Below are 19102 nucleotides of genomic sequence, written 5' to 3'. Positions count from 1 at the left end.
TCGCCGCTGTCATTTCTTTGATGTCATCTCATGCCCGTCATCTGTCCAGGACCTTGTCATCGCCAACAACCTTGCGCACCGTGGCGTCATACTCGGCTGCGGCATCTTCAGGGCTTTGCTTTCCGGTGATGACAGACTCGGTGGCTACCTGGACCGCCGTCGAAATCCTCGGATAATCGGCGGTGGCTGGGCGGTAATGCGTCACCTTCACCAATTCCGACACGTCCTTGACGAACGGATTCGCCGAAACGTAGCTCGATTCCTTGGCAACATCCGTGCGGACCGCTATCTGGGAGTTGTTAACGTCAAAGGCCAAGGCATTCTTCTTGTTCAGCGCGGTGGTGAGGAACTTGAACGCCAGCTCAGCGTTCTTGCTCTTGGCACCAACTGCAAGGGTCCATCCACCGGACATACTGACGCCACCCGGTTCCTGTCCGTTCCGCGTGGGGAACATGGCCACACCCATGTCCTGCTCGTAGCCTGCCCACTCATAGGGCCCGCCCTTTTGCCAGAACGACGGCGTGTAGGAGCCTTCCACGGTTGCCCCCAGTTTGCCCTGCGGGAACCACTCGCCAAAGACCTTCTTCCAGACATTGGCGTCGAGGGCTTCAGCCGGGCTGGTTGCGAGTTTTTCGTCGTAGAGGGTCTTCAGGAAAGCCAGCGAGTCAGTGAAACCCTGGGAACCGACTACCCACTTCTTTTCCTTTTCGTCGTACAGCGTGCTGTCAGTCCCGTAGAGGAGTTCGTAGAAGCTCTGCATAACGGTGCCCTCGCCCGTACCCTTGCCGGCGTACATGTTGAAGGGAATCACAGTTGGGTCCGAGGCTTTGATGGCACGTGCCGTGGAGAGAATGTCTTCCCACGTTTTGGGCTGCCACGGAACAGGAATTCCGGCCTTCTGCAACACTGCCTTGTTGTACCAGATAGCACGCGTGTCAGTGCCCAGAGGCACCGCGTAAATACCTCCGTCGTCGGCCCGGCCTGCAGCTTTGGCCGCTTCATTGAACTGGGACCAGTCATCCCACTTTTCCAGATAGCTGTCCAGCTTGAGGAGGTAACCGGCGTCGACGTCGGAGCGCACCTTGAACGTGTCCTCATAGAAGACGTCCGGCGCGGTGTCCGGGGATCGCTGGGCCAGAGCGAGCTTGGTGCCGTAGTCGTCATCGTTGGCTTGGATCGGTTCGAGATTGACCGTCACCGAAGAGTTGGCTGCCTCGAATTCTTTCTTGGCGTCCTGCATCACGGTATCCAGGGCCGTGAAGGAGTCGGATTTCTGGTAGACGATCTTCAGGGTCTTGTTCTCGGCAGTAGGCGGCGTCGAGGAACAAGCGGTTGCAGCGAGAAGAGCGGCTACGACGGGAAGGACGGTGGCAAACCTCATGGGGCGGCGCATTATGCTCCAATCGAGTCGACGTGGCGGAGTAGTTAGCCCTCCAGCAGGAGCCGTTGGGCGCGTGGTGCCAGCGTGTGCTCCAGCACGAGGCAGGCCGCACCAATGGCGCCCACATCCTCACCCACTCCGGAACCCACAACTTCAATACCGTGGATCATGCGGGCCGCACTGTTTTCAGCAATCAGGCCCGGAACACGCTCCAGGAAGTACTTTGACATCCGCCCCCAGAAAGGACCACCAAAAACAACGCGTTCCACGTCAAGGGTGTTGGTCACCACCGAGACAGCACGGGCCACAAGAGTGGCTGACTTATCAAGGATGGCGATGGCTTTTTCATCGCCGGCATCGGCTTTGTCGCACAACAAGGCGTAACGTTCCTGTACCTGCGGCCCATCCGCGTCCTTGCCATGGCTGTCCAGCACACCGGCCGCCTCGGCCTCAGCCACCAGGACCTGTGGGATACACGAGGACTTCACGCAACCACGGAGCCCGCAGTCACACTGGGGCCCCATCGGATCAACGATGATATGGCCGATTTCGCCCGCGTTGCCGGACGTTCCACGGACCACTTCATCGTTCAGGACAATGCCGCAACCAATACCGGTGCCCATATACATGAAGACGAAACTGCCGGCACCGCTGGCCCCGCCGGCCCAGGTTTCGGCCACCGCAGCACTCGTTACGTCCTTGTCCACCAGCGTCTCCAGGCCCGTGGCCTCTGTGAGGGCCTCGCGGATACGCACACGGTTCCATCGAGTCAACAGCGGAGGCTCCACGACGGAACCTTCATCGAGGTCGATTGGCCCCGGGACGGCTACACCGAGCCCCGCGATCTTGGATGCATCAACGCCCGATTCCTCAATGAGGACCTTGATCTGCTGGGCGATGCTCGTGATCACCGCGGCGGGGTCTCCACCGGGAGTAGCCATCCGCGAATGCCTGACGACGTCGCCCAGAAGATCCAGGACAACAAAGGTGATAACTGCAGGGTCAAGGTGGACGCCTACCGCATACATGCCCGACGGATTGAGCCGCAGGATGGTCCGCGGCTTGCCTGGGCCAGTACCCTCTTTGCCTGCCTCCACAATCAAGTGCTGGTCAAGCAGGCGACGGGAAATATTGGAGATGGTTTGCGGGGACAGTCCAACAATCTGTGCGAGTTCAACACGGCTGAGCCCACCCGAAGACCGCCGAATCGCCTCCAGGATGACCGTCAGATTAAAGTCACCCATGCGGGGTAGATTCGTTCCGCGCCTCGGTGTGGGCTGCCGGATCTCAGTCACTGATTCCCCTAGTCGTTTTCGAAAAAACATCATCGTACTTCGTCTTTGTCTGAATCGTACGATACCCATGCTCACACGGGTATGCGCACACGCAGGCAACGGTGTCAGGGCTTGGTAACGATGACACTAAATTCCCGCCGTGAAGCGCGGGACCGGCTCATCCACGACGACTCCGAGTCACCGTAAACTTCGGGTTCCGGCCTTCCTCCACGGTGGGGCCAATGAGCCGCTCAAGGACCGGCCGGTACTGCAGATGGCTGTTATACACAGTCCACAGCTCGCCGCCGGGCGCGAGAACGCGGGCAGCCGCCTCGAACATCTTCAGGGCAGCGCCGGCATGCACGCTGGCTCCAAGGTGGAAAGGTGGATTCAACAGGACAAGATCCGCGCCGCCTGCATCAAACGTTGACAGGGCGTCGTCGTGGATCACGGAAATCCGGTCTTCCAGTCCATTGGCAGCTGCCGTGGCCCTAGCTGATGCCACGGCCGCCGCCGACTGATCAGTTGCTACCAGGCTCGCCTTCGGCTGGTGCCGTGCCAACATCGTGGCAAGAATGCCGGTCCCACACCCCAGATCCACCACCCGACGCGCTTGCGGCATCCTGTCCAGGAAGGTCAGGAGGTACCTGGTTCCGATATCCAGGCGTGCACCGGAAAATGCAGCACCATGAGCACAAACCGTGATCCCCAATTCCGGCAACTGCTCCACCACAGGGTAGGGAGGCTCGCTCGAAACCGGCTTGGGATTGCTGGCCACCAGCACCCTGGACTTCTGCCGGGCCAACTGCGGCTGCACAGATGAGAAATAACGGTCCAGCACTTTATTCATACCCAGGGACATGTGCTTGACGCGGCCCCCCGCGAGCAGGACCGCATCCGGCGCTGCATAGCGGGCAACGGCGTCGGCGTTTTCCTCCAGCTCCGCCAGCGATTTCGGCAACTGCATGAGCACCAGATTGGCCCCCTCCAGGAGTTCAGCACCCAATTCGTGGGAACTGAACCGTCCCTGCAGGCCAGCTGCTTCCGCATTGCGCTGCAGCGCAAGCCCGCCGGTGTAGAGATCTTGATTAACGCGGACGTGCCCGACGCCGGTCCCGGCCAAAGCGCCCAGCGTCAGGGCACCATACCGGTCGCCGATGACAACAACCTTGGTTTCCGGCCGGATATGATCCGAGGCCGCCTGAAGCAACAGCCTGTCTGTGGCGTCATATGCCTGAAGGTTGTCCGCCTCGACATCGGGGAACCTACGGAGCCCGCCGAACAGCGACTCCAGTTCCTGTACGGTCACGATCGCGTTCTCGCTTTCCTTAAATTCGTTCGCTTTAGTGTCTCGACTTCATGCTGGCTTCGGAGGAATGTGGATGATGCAGCATTCCAAGCACCTGTTGTCGCGTCGGATGGCGAACCCATACCCTGACGGCAGCAGGCACCGGTCCCGCCCAACCGCAGAGCCAGGCCACGGGACCGCACTTAACAGGCTCCCTCCCTGAGAGCAAACCATGAGTGTCAATGTTGTCACGCAACTCCAAGTGAAGTCACTTAACTCCCCCGATGAAACGCGCAGTCCGGACAAGACAACGGTTGAGATCGTTACTGTCGGAGACTACACAATCGGCCGAACCACCTTTGAACCCGGCTGGACATGGGACGACTGCATCAAACCAGTAGTCGGAACAGACTCCTGCCAATTGAGCCATGTGGGCTTCTGCGTCTCCGGCTCCCTTGAGGTGGAAACCAATGACGGTGGGCAGGTCAGCATTTCCAGCGGTGATTCCTACTCGATCCCACCGGGACACCATGCCCGGGTGGTAGGCGATCAGCCGTTCCAAGGCATCGAATTCCTCAGTGCAGCCGAGTTCGGCGTCCGTCCGGAGTAGGAATCCGGCCCTCTAACCCGCTAAGGCAGGCATCCCTCAAAGGATCCAGAAAGCAAAAGACCCCGCTCACCCGAGCGGGGTCTTTTATCCGAAGTGGAGCTGAGGGGACTCGAACCCCTGACCCCCTGCATGCCATGCAGGTGCGCTACCAGCTGCGCCACAGCCCCGGATCTTGTTGATTTCCGTAGGAAGATTTCCCTTCCCGCCGAAGCAACTCGTCAATACTAACCACAATCCCCCGAGAAGCGAAATCACAGGAGAGTGATCCCCATCACCGGGATTGTGGGCATTTCCGCCCTGCTGAACTCGTAACGCCGCAGCCGGGGTGCGCTGGATTGCTCCACCGCACCTCCCCCCAACGGCTGCACGGGAGTCCCTCCGGTCCGGACCGGCGACTCCATCTGAAGTCTAGAATCATGGGAAGGATAAACCAAACCGTCCAGTCGGTTTTAGCGACCTGAATTTAGGCACGGTGGTAGCGTAGTGGGGTCCGGCGGCGCGTTTTTGCTTGCCACCACACCTCGGAATAACTGAGAGGCTCCCCACCCTCCATGCAGCAACGTGCGAAAGACACCCGCCTTTCCGTCATTGAAGGCGCCGCCCATGTCTTCGCAGAAGTTGGATACGGCAACGCAAGCCTGAGCGACATCACCAAGCGTGCCGGAGTGACCAAGGGAGCACTGTACTTCCACTTCACGTCCAAACGGGAGCTCGCCTTGGCCGTCATCCAGGAGCAGCATGCGTTGGTCCTCGCGGCGGGTGCTGGCATTGTGGCCTCAAGCATGCCTGCCCTGGAGAAGATCATTGCGCTCTGCAGGATGTTTGGCAGGCAATTACTGGACGAAGCGATTGTCCAGGGCGGAATCCGCCTAACGTTCGAAGCATCCGCGTTTGATGCCGATATCTCGGGCCCCTACCAGGACTGGATTGAAACGGTGGAGCAACTGCTTCGCAAAGCCCAGGACGAGGGGACCGTTCGGACCATGCTGGATCCCGCCGCCTTTGCCCGCTACCTGGTTGCTTCCTTCACCGGAGTCCAGATGGTTTCCAACGTCCTCAATGCCCGCTCGGACGTACTTCGCCGCATTGACGAGATGTGGGAATTCATGCTGCCGGCAATCGAAGCGGATGCTGGTGCCTAGCAGGTCGCAGCCAGGGCGGAAGCCACACAAAAAGGCCCTGCCCTTCTTCATCACGAAGAAGGGCAGAACCTCAAGAGTGGAGCTGAGGGGACTCGAACCCCTGACCCCCTGCATGCCATGCAGGTGCGCTACCAGCTGCGCCACAGCCCCATATCCTCGCTGCTTCAAAGCTGTTCACGCCGAAGCAACTCAAATATCTTAGAACAGCGTTTCCGAAAATTCCAAATCGGGCATATTCGGATGCCGGCCCATGTTTAGAGCTCTGATTCCCCTGCTGGCGCGGCCTTTGCCGAGGCGTCATCCCCGAGTTCAAGGTCAACTACAGGGCAGTCCTTCCAAAGGCGCTCCAGCGCGTAGAAAACACGGTCCTCGGCGTGCTGGACGTGGATGACGATGTCAGCGTAGTCCAAAAGCACCCAGCGGCCCTCGGATCGTCCTTCACGACGCACCGGGCGAAGGTCCTGCTTCATCAGCTCTTCCTCGATGCCATCAACGATTGCGTTGACCTGGCGTTCTGTGGGCGCAGAGGCAATGAGGAAGATGTCAGTCAGGGCGAGGCGTTCGCTGACATCGAGGGCAACGATGTCCTCTGCCAGTTTGTCGGCCGCAGCACGCGCGGCGTGACGGGCGAGAGTGATGGATTGTTCATGTGCAGACACGGGGACTCCTTGTTGTGGCCAGTGGCCTGTAAATGGCGTTAGCCGGGTTCTAGCGAAACTAGCCGCTGGTGATCATAATGATGCCGACGATGAGCGCGAGAACACCCAACGCCAGGACGCCGAGCTGCAGCAGCCTGTTGCGCTGTGCCCGGGCCAAGCCGGCCGTGTTGGCGTCCAGGGGGTCAAGCCCATAGGCCGCACTGGCAGAAACCGGCGGGCGTTGCGTTTCTTCAAGCTGTTCGTCGACGGCGACAGGCCGCTTCCGCGCGTTCCTTGCCACAGCCTCGGCACGCGCGAGAACCCCCGAACGGCCACGTGTGCCTTTTCCGCTGGCCGGGGCCTTCGCGCTATCAAGCGTGGGACCCGACGACGTCACGAGCGGCACGAATGTGGTGCTGGGACGCTTCATGACCGGGCGTTCAATGCCCGGAACCTTGACGAACTCCAGTGGCGTGACCATGGCAAGGTTGTTGGCAGTGGACGGACCTACCGAGGCTGCAGCTGGCACCTTTGCCTCGGCTTGGTTCTGTTCGGCAAGCTTCTGCTTGGCCGCGGCCCGCTTGTTCAGCACCGCAGCACGCTCGGCAAGGGCAATCTGCTGGGCGAGGACTTCAGGATCGACAGCCAGTGGATCTTGCTCGGCAATGTGCTCAAGCTTGGCGGTTTGATTCTGGACCTGGGCAGCAATCAGTTCACGTACCGCGAGTGCCTGCTCCACAGACATTTCAGATTCTGCAGTACCAGCGCTAGCTGCCGAATCGTCGTCGGAACCCCTAGCGCCCGCATCAGGCGCTGGGGCGGCCTTGGCAGCAACCGGTTTGTCAGTCGGTTTATCGGCTGGCTTTCCGGAAGGTATGGGAACAATGGGGTTGGCAGAGGTGGCTACTTCTGCCTGGAGTTGCTGCAGGCGAAGCTGGCGACGTGTTGGTGGGCCGCCGCCAGAGAGCTGCTCTTCCTTGTCTGCGAGCTCTTTGATGGTACGCAGCGCAGCACGGTCGCGGGCGCGGATCTGGGAGGACCGCTCCTGCGCGGCGGCACCCACTGCGTCTACAGGCGCGTCAGCAGCACGGCGATTACGGCCAGTTACAGCATTCTCCGCTGCATCCACTACCTGGGGTGGTGTAGCTTCGGCCTGCGGCTCCTGGTTCTCTTCGCGGGCGCGGCGAAGCTCACGCCTGCTGCGGATGGGTCGCTGTTCCTGGCTGCTCATTCAAAACTCATTCAGTACGTGCTTGGTCGTCTGATCCGGATAATGCGGGGGCCAGCTCCCCTGTCCCTGGCCGCGCGGTCCCGGAATGTGCGGCGTACAGACCATATTTGGCGATGTACTGCACCACGCCATCGGGCACGAGGTACCAGACGGGGTTCCCCGCACCTACGCGTGTTCGGCAATCCGTTGAAGAAATCGCCATAGCCGGAACTTCCAGGAGGCTGACGTCTTCCCTGCCCATGCCGTCCAGTTCGTGGCCAGGGCGCGTTACACCAACGAAGTGCGCCAAAGACCAGAGTTCGTCAACGTCCTTCCAGGACAGAATCTGGGCCAAAGCGTCGGCGCCAGTGATGAAGAACAGATCAGCGTCGGGTCGCTGCGCCCTTAGATCGCGCAGGGTGTCGATAGTGTAAGTGGGTCCGGGGCGGTCAACATCAACCCGGCTCACCGTGAACCTCGGGTTTGATGCCGTGGCGATCACGGTCATCAAATATCGATGCTCGGGTTTGCTGACCTGCTTGCTGGACTTCTGCCAAGGTTGGCCAGTAGGCACGAAAACGACTTCGTCGAGATCGAACTTGGCGGCAACCTCACTTGCAGCCACAAGGTGGCCGTGATGGATGGGATCAAAAGTTCCACCCATCACGCCCAGCCGGAGCCTGCGCTCCGACTCCCCGCGCGGAGTTGCGGCGATAATGTTAGTGGCCCTGCTTGTGGGTGTGCTTGTTCGGGTGCTGGCGGTGCGGATCCGAGTGCTCTTCTACAGCCTCGTGACGGTTGCCGAGGTTGGTGTAGGAGAGAGCAACGAACATCAAAACCAGCAGGAGAGCAAACATGCTGACTCCGAAGACCCACGGCTCGGCCCAGAGCGGGGCGGGCGCTTCGTGGCCGCCTTCTGTTTGGGCTGCTATGGACGTGGCGATCTGCTGAAACAGCATCTTCTCCCCTAGTTGGTTCTCAAGGATTTTCGACGGCGGGACTCCCCGCCGTTCCGGACTTCTGTTCTATGTTACCGCGTAGCTAGCCGCGGATCTGGCCTTCGCCCTGGACGATCCACTTGGTTGTGGTGAGTTCCGTGAGGCCCATGGGCCCGCGGGCATGCAGCTTTTGGGTGGAAATGCCCACTTCTGCTCCGAGCCCGAGCTCACCGCCGTCGGTGAAACGCGTGGAAGCATTGACGATGACGGCGGCCGAGTCGATTTCAGCGATAAATCTTTCGGCGTTAGCCAGGTTGTTCGTCAGGATCGCTTCGGTATGTCCAGTGGTCCACTTCCGGATGTGATTAAGGGCATCATCAAGGTTGTCCACCATGGCCACAGCGAGGTCCAGGTCCATGTACTCGGTGGCCCAATCGTCGTCGTCGGCCGGAACGGTTTCCACGTCCTTGCCCAAGGCAGCGGCGATCCGGTCATCCACGTGGAGCGTGACTCCGGCAGAGCGGAGTGCGGCTGCAACGGCAGGCAACACGGTGGAGCCCGAGTGAACGAGGAGGGTCTCGACGGTGTTGCAAACGCTGGGACGCTGTGTCTTGGCATTCAAAAGAATGTCAACGGCCATCTCTTCGTTTGCTGATTCGTCGATGAAGATATGCACGTTGCCTTCACCCGTTTCAATAACGGGCACGGCAGAGTTGGTCACGACAGTCTGGATAAGGTCCCGTCCACCGCGCGGAATCAGGACGTCAACGCGGCCACGGGCACGCATGAGCACGTTGGCGCCCTCACGGCCATACTGGTCCACGGTCTGCACAGCATCAGCAGGCAGGCCTACCGAATCCAGAGCTTCCCGAAGAATCTGCACCAAGGCCTCGTTGGTGTTCGCAGCTGCCGATCCGCCACGCAGGATGACGGCGTTACCGCTCTTGAGTGCCAAGCCGGCAATATCCACCGTGACGTTGGGGCGCGCTTCATAAATAGCGGCAACAACGCCCATGGGGACATTGACCTGGCGCAAGCGCAAGCCGTTGGGAAGGGTCTGGCCGCGGACTACGTTACCCACGGGATCCGGCAGGCCAGCCAGGTTCTCCAAAGCCGCAACCAAGCCATCAATGCGCGCAGGTGTAAGTGTCAGCCGGTCCAGGAGTGCGGCAGACGTACCATTGGCGCGGCCTGCGGCGACGTCCTTCGCATTTGCGTCCAGCACGTGCTTCCGGCGCTCCTGAAGGGCGGTCCCGATGGCACGCAGGGCGCTATCCTTCCATGCCCGGTTAGCCTGTCCCATGCGTCGGGCAGCCTTGCGGGAGCGGTCTGCAATGGCGTATACCGCGGTTTGGACGTCCTCCGGTGACAACGGAACGCCGCCTGCCACAGGGGTCTCCGGCGTCGGGCCGGCGGCACCGGTAACGTCGGAAATCACAGGGGCGTCAGGGGTCAGCGCTTCAGTCATGTTCCAAGTTTAGATGAGCGGACGGCCTGAAGGAGTACGAGGTCGTCAACATGAACAACTTCGCGGTCGTAACCCCTGCCCATCGCCTGTCCGAGCTCCTGTGTGCTGCGACCAAGCATGCGGGGAAGCTCTTCCGAGGAATAGTTCACCAGACCACGCGCCACGACGGTCCCGTCCAAGGCCACCATTTCCACGGGGTCACCTGCTTCAAAATCACCGCTGATGTCCGAAATGCCCGCAGGAAGGAGTGACCTGTGCCGGTCGCGCACGGCTTTCACCGCGCCGTCGTCGAGCATCAAGCGCCCGTGAACCGTTGCCAGGTGGGCCAACCACAACAGGCGAACGGGCTTGCGGTTGCCGTTCACGGCGAACCACGTTCCCACGTCCTCCCCCGCAAGGGCTGCCGCAGCGTTCGCCGTGGACGTCACCAAGGCGTGGATGCCCGAGCCCGCCGCGATGGAAGCGGCTTCCACCTTGGTCATCATGCCGCCGGTGCCCACACCTGCTTTGCCCGCCTTGCCAATGGTCACGTCTTCGAGGTCCTGGGGACCGCGAACCAAGGCGATCCGCTTGGCCCCATGGGAGGGCGGACCGTCATAGAGGGCGTCGACGTCGGAGAGCAACACGAGCGCGTCGGCGCGGACCAGGTGGGCCACCAAAGCCGCGAGGCGATCATTGTCGCCAAAGCGGATCTCGTGGGTCGCGACGGTGTCGTTCTCATTCACGACCGGAACGACACCAAGATTCAGCAAGCGATCCAGGGCCCGGAACGCGTTGGTGTGCTGCGTCCTGCGCATGAGGTCATCAGCCGTCAGCAGGACCTGGCTGACCGTGACGCCGTGAGCGCTGAAAGCTTGCGTATAGCGCGCCATCAAGAGGCCCTGCCCCACGCTTGCCGCGGCTTGCTGCGTCGCAAGATCCTTCGGGCGCTTGGCCAGCCCCAGGGGAGCAAGGCCGGCTGCAATAGCACCCGAAGAAACCAGGATGATTTCAGTGCCTGCGTTTCGCTTGTCCGCCAACGCATTAACCAGCGACGTCAGCGATTTCTCGGAGATGCCACCCTTGATACTGGTCAACGAGGACGAGCCCACTTTGACCACAATCCTCTTGGCGGTGGCCAGGGCCTGGCGTTCAAGAACCTCTTCGTTCGGAATTTCGACGGTCCTAGTCGTCATCACCGGTATCCAGGGTGCCTTCCGTCACAGGCTGCGCACGACGGCGGCTGACGGACTCAGTCCAGATGCCTGCCTTGCGCTCGGCTTCCAATTCGGCGCGGGCAGCAGCCTTGGCTTCGCGGCGCTCAAGCTGTTCATCGCGCTTCTGTGAACGCGTGGGACGGTCGCCGATGTCGGCAACGCGGATGTCGGTACCGCGGGGAGTTGCCAGCAGTTCGGCACCGGCCATCATGGTGGGCTCCCAGTCGAAGACCACGCCATCGTCCTCACCGATGACCACGGTATCGCCGGGCTTGGCGCCAACCTTGAAGAGCTCAGTCTCGACGCCGAGCTTGGCCAGGCGATCAGCCAGGTAGCCGATGGCTTCCTCATTGGTGAAGTCGGTCTGCTTGACCCAGCGGACAGGCTTCTCGCCGAGAACGCGGAACAACGGCTCGAGGTTCTTCTCCTCGCGGCGGATCCGGAAGCCGCTCTCGTTGACGGCGCGGGGACGAAGGACAGGCGGGGCAATCTTGGGAGGCGCAGTCTCAACGGCGTCCCGTGCAGCCTTGACGATCTCCGCCATGGCGAAGCCAAGCTGGCGCAGGCCTACATGGCTGGTTGCCGAAACTTCGAAGACCCGGTAGCCGCGGGCTTCGAGTTCCGGACGAACGAACTCAGCCATGTCCTTGCCGTCAGGGAGGTCCACCTTGTTCAGGACAACAAGCTTGGGACGTTCGTTCAACGGTACAACTTCGCCGTCGACGCCGGCGTAGCTCATATCCACGGCGTACTTCTCCAGTTCCGCCTCGATGATGGCGAGATCGGAGAGTGGATCACGGTCAGATTCCAGGGTTCCGCAGTCCAGGACGTGAACCAGGGCCGCGCAGCGCTCAACGTGGCGCAGGAAGTTGTGGCCAAGGCCCTTGCCCTCGCTGGCGCCTTCGATCAGTCCGGGAACATCGGCGATGGTGAAACGGATGTCGCCGGCCTGGACAACGCCAAGGTTGGGAATGAGGGTAGTAAAGGGGTAATCGGCGATCTTGGGCCGGGCAGCTGACATCGCTGCAATGAGGCTGGACTTTCCAGCTGAAGGGAATCCGACCAAGGCGATATCGGCGATTGACTTCAACTCCAGGACGATGTCGCTGGATTCACCTTCGATGCCCAACAGCGCGAAGCCGGGCGCACGGCGCTTCTGGGAGGAAAGTGAGGCGTTTCCGAGGCCTCCCTGGCCACCTGCGGCAGCAACATACTCCGTGCCTTCGCCAACAAGGTCAGCCAGGACTTCGCCGTCCTTGGTCTTCACCACAGTGCCGTCCGGCACGGGAAGGATCAAGGTTTCGCCGTTCTTGCCGCCGCGCCAATCGCCCATGCCGGGGCCACCGTTGGTTGCGTGGCGGTGGGGGGCATGGTGGTAGTCCAGCAGGGTGGTGGTCTGCGCGGACACCCGGAGGATGACGTCGCCACCATTGCCCCCATTGCCGCCGTCGGGTCCGCCGAGTGGCTTGAACTTTTCGCGCTTAACAGAGACACAGCCGTGGCCGCCGGTTCCGCCGGATACGTGCAGGACTACCCGGTCTACAAAGCTCGCCACGTGAATCTCCTCTTGCTGTTGCCAGCGCTGTTGCATAAATCAGAGCGCCATAGACGCCCTAATCGATTGTAATGCGGTTAAAAGAACGGTGGAGCGGGCCGTTTGGCCCGCTCCACCGGTTCAGAACTTGTTGTTACTCTGCAGCTGCAGCAGCAACGATGTTCACTACGCGACGGCCGCGGCGAGTACCAAACTCAACCGCACCGGCCTCGAGTGCGAACAGGGTGTCGTCGCCACCGCGGCCGACGCCCGCACCGGGGTGGAAGTGGGTTCCACGCTGGCGAACGATGATCTCGCCTGCGGAAACTACCTGGCCACCGAACCGCTTGACGCCGAGGCGCTGTGCGTTGGAGTCACGACCGTTGCGAGTGGAGCTCGCGCCTTTTTTGTGTGCCATGTGAAATGCCTGCCTCTAAATTTCTGGGGAAACTGAAAATCTGAACAGAGTAACGAAAGTTACTTGATGCTCGTGATCTTGATCTTGGTCAGTTCCTGACGGTGACCCTGGCGCTTCTTGTAGCCGGTCTTGTTCTTGAACTTCTGGATGACGATCTTGGGACCGCGAAGGTCCTCAAGGATCTCAGCCGTGACCGTGACCTTGGCCAGGTCCGCAGCAGCGGACGTGACCTTGTCGCCGTCAACCAGGAGCAAGGCGGGCAGCTCAAGAGTGCTGCCGGCTCCACCGGGGACGCGGTTAAGCGTTACGTAGTCTCCAACGGAAACTTTTTCTTGGCGGCCGCCTGCGCGGACAATCGCGTACACCACTTGGGTACTCACTTCTCTCGACGTTTCTTACTAAATTTGCGTGCGGAACCTTGAACCGGAATCAGGCTTGGTTCGCGCTGTGCCTCAACGCCGTGGACTTCTGATCGAAGCCCGCGAGTCATCCCATGAACAATTCCAAGGGGCATAACCCAAGTGTTGGCGTAAGCACCGAAGATCAAGATTACGCTAGTTTGACCTTCAGCTGCAAATGAGGCCGCGTCCGGAGGCTATCGGGTGACTTGCATCACCAGTTGTAACGGACTCTCCCGGCACCGTGCCCATACAGCCTACAGGGTTTGTGGAGGAATACTGCGATTTGGCCGACGACGCGCTGGATTTTTGTGGAATTGCCCAGCCGCCAACCCCGGAAGCCCTGCTCAGGCGAAGAGCCGGGGTGCATCAAAGAAGGCTGTCTCGTAGCGGCAAGACTGGGCGAAGGCCTCAACCATGGCCCCGCGCTCCTGGGCGGAGGCGCTAATTGCCGCGGCATCAGTAAAGTCGATCGCCTTCCGGGTTGCGGCAGCAAACTCCTCGTCCGCGTACGTCGTCAGCCAGGCGGCGTACGGGTGCTCGCTGGGGGCGCCGGCGTCCACATAGGCGGCGTGGAGTTGCTGTCCTACCTCCGCATACAGCCAATAGCAGGGCAGGATTGCCGCCAGCAACACGGCGTAACTGCCGGAGGCTGATGTGGCCAGCAGGTGGTCCACGTACGACCTTGTCACGGGTCCGGTCTGTGTTGAGGCCGAGCGCGTGCTCAGCCAGTTCCGATGGAGCTCGGACTCCACTTCAAGGCAGAGTTGCGATGACTTCGCCCAGAAGAGCTGCTCTTCTTCAGTGGGGGCAAGTGCACCTGTGCGCGCCAAAACCCGGGAGTAGCCGTTCAGGTAAATGGCGTCCTGGGCCAGGTAGTAGTTGAACTCGGGCTCCGGGAGCCGGCCTGACTGCAGGCCCTGGATGAAGGCGAGACCGTAAATCGCATCCAATTCCGGCGCAGCTTCGGCCCACAGCCGCGCGGCAAAGTCGCCGGATTTCCCGGATTTCCCGGCAGGATTCAGCGCTGGCTCCATGTGGTGGAAGTGGTGGACCGGCCCGCTACCCTTACCTACCTTCAGCCCGTCGGCCGCCGCGAGGGCCTGCAGCAGCCACGGCTTTACCTCGCGGAGAGACGCCTCCCAGTCGCCGGTGCGGGCTTGGACCGTGGCCAACGCCGAGGAGAGCGAGCACCCCGTTCCGTGGCTGTTCCTGGTATCAACGCGGGGCCCAGGCACCTCGATGACGTCCTGTCGCAACAAACCGCTCGTATTGACCAGCGCATCCGGGCAGTCGTTTCCTGCCAAGTGGCCGCCCTTTACCAAAACCGTCGTTCCACACTCAGCAGCCAGGCGTTTACCCTGGTCAAGCGCCGTAGCCCAGTCGCGGGCTTCGGACTCCCCCAGCAACATCGCCAGCTCGGGAAGGTTTGGGGTGACGAGATCCGCCAACGGCAGGAGGCTGCGCAGCGCAGTTTCGGCGGTCTCCCGCAGAAGGCGGTCGCCGCTGGTGGCAACCATCACCGGGTCAAGGACCACGACGGCGGGACGCACCTCTTCGAGCCAACTGCGGACTTCGTCGATGACGGCCGCATCACCCAACATCCCGATCTTGACCGCATCAATCTCAATATCGCTGCTGATCGCGTCCAGCTGCTGACGCAGGAACTCGACGGGCGGAACATGGACTGCGCTGACGCCCAACGTGTTCTGGGCCGTCAAAGCCGTGATGGCAGCCATGCCATAGCCCCCGTGCGCTGCGATGCTCTTCAAGTCTGCCTGGATTCCGGCGCCTCCAGAAGGATCCGAGCCGGCAATGCTGAGCACCCTCGGATGTGGCCGGGCCGGGACTGCTCCCATACCCGCGGCGCAGACAGGGTAGACAGCGGAATTCGACGATGAAGCCATGGTGGACATCCCTTCGCCGGTGCTAACCGGACAGGTTCAACGGGTCTGGATCTCAGCCTGGCCCGTGCCCGGCACCCCGTGTCAGTTTCCTAGCGTAGCCCGGAAGCCCCTCGCCCCGGGAACCGGACAGCTTCGGGGAATCGATGTGACTGGCGGGCAACGAAAGAGCCCCGCAGTATCCGCCGTAAACGGATGCTGCGGGACTCTTTGGTTGCTTAGTGACTGGTTGCCCTGCTTACAGCTCTGAAGCGGGAACTCCCACCCCAAGGATGATCGGTTCGTCCGCTACCTTCTTTTTGGCGGGCTCTTCCGCTGCCGGCGCCTTGGCCTCATGGGCAGATCCGCCTGCGGCAGCAGCAGTTACCTCGTGGTGTTCCACACTGGTTTCGTTTGCGGCACCCTGCGCCCTGCTGGCACTGCGGTTCCTCCGGCCACGGCGACCACGGGCACGCGACGAATGATCGTGCTCATCGGTAGTGCCAGCAGAAGCGCTGGCAGGGGAAACGGCGGAAGCAGCCGCAGGTTCGGAAACCGAAGCCGTGGCCTCTTCCTCCGCAGACGGCGGGGCACCGAGGTGCGAGAACGCCTCGGCCAGCAGGTCCAGGCTCATGGCCGGCTTGCCAGCAGTTGGTTCCTCATGATGTTCCACAAACGGAAGAGCCACTTCTTCGCCACCGAAACGCAGAACAGGAGTGGCGCGCGCTTCCCGAACCGCAGCCTCATGACTGGCCGTATCAGGTGCAGCCGGAACGCCAGCCTCGCCGTGTGCCGCCTCAGGGGCAGATCCATCGGTGTGACCCTGCTGGCCTGCTGCACGGGCCTGCTCCTCCGCGCGGTGAACCTCGTCATCGTGCAGGTGGGCGGCATGTGCTGCAGCGGCGATCGTGGCAAGAGCTGCCCTGGTCGCCTCAGCCTTCGCCTGGCGGACCGGGTCCACGGACTCCGTGGTCGCAGGAGCTGCGGGGGCGGCCGGCGTGCTGTGGACTGTAGGAGGCACTTCGGCCATTGCCGGTCCCCCACCCTTGCCACGGCGGCGCTTACGATCAGTGCGTGCAGCAGGCTGTTGGGGTTCGACGTGCGGGCGGTGATGCTCGGCAGCAACGACGTTGGCGCGTCGGTGCTCCACCGGCTCATCATGGGTGACGACACCCCGTCCGGCACAGTGCTCGCACTGCTCACCGAATACCTCGAGCAGGCCGGTGCCCATGCGTTTGCGCGTCATCTGCACCAGGCCCAGCGATGTCACTTCGGCCACTTGGTGTTTGGTGCGGTCACGACCCAGGCATTCCACCATTCGGCGGAGCACCAGGTCACGGTTCGATTCGAGGACCATGTCAATGAAGTCGATGACGATGATGCCACCAATATCGCGCAGGCGTAGCTGGCGAACAACTTCCTCGGCTGCTTCAAGGTTGTTCTTGGTCACGGTTTCTTCCAGGTTTCCACCGCTGCCGGTGAACTTGCCTGTATTAACATCCACCACGGTCATGGCTTCGGTGCGATCGATGACAAGGGAACCACCAGACGGAAGGAAAACCTTGCGTTCCAGCGCCTTGTGGATCTGTTCGTCGATCCGCCAGGCAGCAAAAATGTCCTGGTCCTTGGTCCACTTCTCAAGGCGGCCCACCAGATCGGGAGCCACGTACGTAACGTAAGCCTCGATGGTGTCCCAGGCGTCGTCCCCGGAAACGATCAACTTGGAGAAGTCTTCGTTGAAGACATCCCGGACAACCTTGATGGTGAGGTCCGGTTCGCCGTAAAGCAGTTCCGGAGCCAACACCTTCGTGGAGGACGCCTGCCCTTCAATGCCTTCCCACTGCGCGCGCAAACGGTTGATGTCATGCGTCAGTTCTTCTTCGGACGCACCTTCAGCGGCTGTGCGCACAATGACGCCGGCGTTCTCCGGCAAGCGATCCTTGAGGATGCGCTTGAGGCGATTGCGTTCCACGTCAGGCAGTTTGCGCGAGATACCGGTCATGGAACCGCCCGGCACGTACACAAGGTAGCGGCCCGGGAGGGAAATCTGGCTGGTAAGGCGGGCGCCCTTGTGGCCGACGGGGTCCTTGGTGACCTGCACCAGGACGGAATCGCCGGACTTCAGCGCATTCTCGATCCGGCGCGGCTGGCCCTCAAGGTTGACTGCATCCCAGTTCACTTCACCGGCGTACAACACCGCATTGCGGCCACGTCCGATGTCAACAAAAGCAGCCTCCATGGAAGGCAGAACATTCTGGACCTTGCCCAGATACACGTTGCCAATGAGGGAGTCCTGCTGGGTCTTGGACACAAAGTGCTCGGCCAAGACGCCGTCTTCAAGGACCGCGATCTGGATTCTGTCGTCGCGCTGGCGGACGATCATCTGGCGATCCACGGACTCGCGGCGGGCAAGGAACTCAGCCTCGGTAATCACCTGGCGGCGACGTCCGGTCTCACGGGATTCGCGGCGGCGCTGCTTCTTGGCCTCAAGCCTGGTGGAACCCTTAACGCTGGTAACGCGGTTTGACGGGGCCGTCTCAGTGATCGGGCGGGGCGCGCGGACACGGGTCACCGTGTTGGGCGGGTCATCGTCAGAGCCGCCAGTCAGTTCGAGATCCTGGTCACCCCTGCGGCGACGGCGACGACGACGCGACGTGACGCCCTCTTCGAGCGTTTCCGCTGCCGGAGCTTCTTCTTCGTCCTCAGTCTCAGTGCCGTCCTCGGCATCGGACTCGTCGCGTTCGTTTCCGCGCCGACCACGGCGGCCACGGCTCCGGCGACGACGACGGCTGCTGGAATCCTCCAGCTCCTCGGTTGTCCCCGTTTCCGGAGTTTCTTCAGCCTCTTCGGTCTTTTCCTCGACGGCCGGACGTGCCACGGTGCTGAGGTCAGGGGCCTGGAAGATCATGGACGTAATGGAGACCGGCTCCAGGAACAAAGACGTTGAACCGGGGGCGGACTCCTCGGCAGCTTCAGCCTCTTCCTCGGCGGGAATGGTGCCTTCTACAGATATGCCTTCTACAGAAGCGTCCGGCGTGGGCTGGGACGCGGCATCCGGCGTCGTGACTTCTTCGGTGGTTTCCACAGCGGCAGAGGCTGCAGGCGTCTCAGCGGCCGTTGCGTCAGCTGCGTTTACGTCCTTGGGCTTGGTAGTCCGACGACGGCGGACCGGCTTTTCAGGGGCAGGTTCGGCATCGGTTTCCGGCTGGGACGCTACCCCGGCCTGGTCATCAAAACCGGGGAGGGGCTCGGCAGGCACTGTTGTCTTGCGCGCGCGGCTACGGCGTGCCGGCGCCTTCACGGCTGCTTCGGTGGGTTCAGTACCGGTGGCTTCTTCGGCAGCTTCCTCAGAAGCGACGGCTTCTTCAGTACCGGCTGTTTCGACCGCTTTGGGCGCAGCCTTGCGCCGTGTCCGGGTGGTCTTTTTGGGCGCTTCCGCAGTTTCCGCGGTAGCTGCCTCTTCATTAACGGCTACAACCTGGTCATTATCCATATGTGGCAACACTCCTGCCCCAGCGACGCCGCCACATCCGGCGCCCAGTGGGGCAATTATTTGTCAAAACCCTCAGGCGTTGACAGAAGTCGGTAGTATTCCTTCCGGTTCGCACCATCATTGGGGTGCGGCAGCCCTGGAAGGCCGGTGGCTTTGCTCTGAAACCCGTTGTTCTGCTGCCACAACCAGGTGCCGTCCATTGTCATGGCGGGCATGCCGAGGATCACGTGA

General features: G+C 61.5%; 16 protein-coding genes, 2 tRNA genes and 1 riboswitch. Of the genes, 2 read left to right on the top strand and 16 right to left on the bottom strand.

Annotated elements, in window-relative coordinates; all coding sequences use genetic code 11:
• Positions 1-37 precede the first annotated feature (37 nt).
• From AB4Z15_RS18510 to AB4Z15_RS18500, 3 genes are all read right to left on the bottom strand, one after another.
• Positions 38-1393, bottom strand: coding sequence for an extracellular solute-binding protein (locus tag AB4Z15_RS18510; protein ID WP_442018418.1), 1356 nt, complete (start codon positions 1391-1393; stop codon positions 38-40).
• A 32-nt stretch (positions 1394-1425) separates the two neighbouring features.
• Entirely contained in the window at positions 1426-2625 is a 1200-nt protein-coding gene (locus AB4Z15_RS18505) for an ROK family transcriptional regulator (RefSeq protein WP_442018417.1), read from the bottom strand.
• A gap of 208 nt (positions 2626-2833) precedes the next feature.
• Positions 2834-3964 (bottom strand): class I SAM-dependent methyltransferase, encoded by a 1131-nt coding sequence (locus AB4Z15_RS18500; RefSeq protein ID WP_442018416.1) that lies wholly within the window; start codon positions 3962-3964, stop codon positions 2834-2836.
• Between the two features lie 211 nt (positions 3965-4175).
• On the opposite strand from AB4Z15_RS18500, the gene AB4Z15_RS18495 reads away from it, so the two are divergent.
• Positions 4176-4553 carry a cupin domain-containing protein gene (locus AB4Z15_RS18495; RefSeq protein WP_442018415.1) on the top strand — a complete coding sequence of 126 codons (378 nt, stop codon included), beginning with the start codon at positions 4176-4178 and terminating at the stop codon, positions 4551-4553.
• A 94-nt stretch (positions 4554-4647) separates the two neighbouring features.
• On the opposite strand, the gene AB4Z15_RS18490 is transcribed toward AB4Z15_RS18495, so the two are convergent.
• Positions 4648-4720, bottom strand: a tRNA-Ala gene (locus AB4Z15_RS18490).
• 384 nt (positions 4721-5104) lie between these two features.
• Between AB4Z15_RS18490 and AB4Z15_RS18485 the strand changes: the two genes are divergently transcribed.
• Entirely contained in the window at positions 5105-5695 is a 591-nt protein-coding gene (locus AB4Z15_RS18485) for a ScbR family autoregulator-binding transcription factor (protein ID WP_442018414.1), read from the top strand.
• A 77-nt stretch (positions 5696-5772) separates the two neighbouring features.
• Here the strand turns inward: AB4Z15_RS18485 and AB4Z15_RS18480 are convergent.
• The 12 genes from AB4Z15_RS18480 to AB4Z15_RS18425 all read right to left on the bottom strand — a co-directional run bounded on the left by AB4Z15_RS18480 (position 5773) and on the right by AB4Z15_RS18425 (position 18871).
• Positions 5773-5845 (bottom strand) — tRNA-Ala (locus tag AB4Z15_RS18480).
• Positions 5846-5949: 104 nt separating this feature from the next.
• Positions 5950-6354 (bottom strand): ribosome silencing factor, encoded by a 405-nt coding sequence (gene rsfS, locus AB4Z15_RS18475; RefSeq protein ID WP_442006133.1) that lies wholly within the window; start codon positions 6352-6354, stop codon positions 5950-5952.
• A gap of 58 nt (positions 6355-6412) precedes the next feature.
• Positions 6413-7564, bottom strand: coding sequence for a hypothetical protein (locus AB4Z15_RS18470; RefSeq protein WP_442018413.1), 1152 nt, complete (start codon positions 7562-7564; stop codon positions 6413-6415).
• A 7-nt stretch (positions 7565-7571) separates the two neighbouring features.
• The gene (gene nadD, locus AB4Z15_RS18465; RefSeq protein ID WP_442006191.1) at positions 7572-8258 is read right to left on the bottom strand and encodes a nicotinate-nucleotide adenylyltransferase; all 687 of its coding nucleotides are present in this window, start codon (positions 8256-8258) and stop codon (positions 7572-7574) included.
• Between the two features lie 4 nt (positions 8259-8262).
• On the bottom strand, positions 8263-8502 hold the full coding sequence (locus AB4Z15_RS18460) for a hypothetical protein (protein WP_224090660.1): 240 nt from the start codon (positions 8500-8502) through the stop codon (positions 8263-8265).
• 82 nt (positions 8503-8584) lie between these two features.
• On the bottom strand, positions 8585-9949 hold the full coding sequence (locus AB4Z15_RS18455) for a glutamate-5-semialdehyde dehydrogenase (protein WP_442018412.1): 1365 nt from the start codon (positions 9947-9949) through the stop codon (positions 8585-8587).
• Positions 9946-11124, bottom strand: a complete 1179-nt coding sequence (proB, locus tag AB4Z15_RS18450) for a glutamate 5-kinase (protein ID WP_442018411.1) — start codon at positions 11122-11124, stop codon at positions 9946-9948. Before proB ends, AB4Z15_RS18455 begins: the two co-directional genes overlap by 4 nt.
• Complete coding sequence (gene obgE / locus AB4Z15_RS18445) at positions 11114-12700, bottom strand: GTPase ObgE (protein ID WP_442018410.1); 1587 nt, start codon at positions 12698-12700, stop codon at positions 11114-11116. The genes proB and obgE overlap by 11 nt, the downstream gene beginning before the upstream one ends.
• A 133-nt stretch (positions 12701-12833) precedes the next feature.
• The gene (rpmA, locus tag AB4Z15_RS18440) at positions 12834-13097 is read right to left on the bottom strand and encodes a 50S ribosomal protein L27 (protein WP_021470683.1); all 264 of its coding nucleotides are present in this window, start codon (positions 13095-13097) and stop codon (positions 12834-12836) included.
• A 59-nt stretch (positions 13098-13156) separates the two neighbouring features.
• On the bottom strand, positions 13157-13465 hold the full coding sequence (rplU, locus tag AB4Z15_RS18435; protein ID WP_216925647.1) for a 50S ribosomal protein L21: 309 nt from the start codon (positions 13463-13465) through the stop codon (positions 13157-13159).
• A gap of 377 nt (positions 13466-13842) precedes the next feature.
• Entirely contained in the window at positions 13843-15402 is a 1560-nt protein-coding gene (locus AB4Z15_RS18430; protein ID WP_442018409.1) for a bifunctional hydroxymethylpyrimidine kinase/phosphomethylpyrimidine kinase, read from the bottom strand.
• Positions 15394-15491: riboswitch (TPP riboswitch) on the bottom strand. (Overlaps the previous gene by 9 nt.)
• A gap of 146 nt (positions 15492-15637) precedes the next feature.
• Positions 15638-18871, bottom strand: a complete 3234-nt coding sequence (locus tag AB4Z15_RS18425; RefSeq protein WP_442018408.1) for an Rne/Rng family ribonuclease — start codon at positions 18869-18871, stop codon at positions 15638-15640.
• Between the last annotated feature and the right edge of the window lie 231 nt (positions 18872-19102).

It is taken from the genome of Paenarthrobacter sp. 2TAF44 (assembly GCF_052114885.1).
GTDB lineage: Bacteria > Actinomycetota > Actinomycetes > Actinomycetales > Micrococcaceae > Arthrobacter.
The sequence above is the reverse complement of the archived record's forward strand: the minus strand, read 5'-3'. Positions and strand labels throughout refer to the sequence as shown.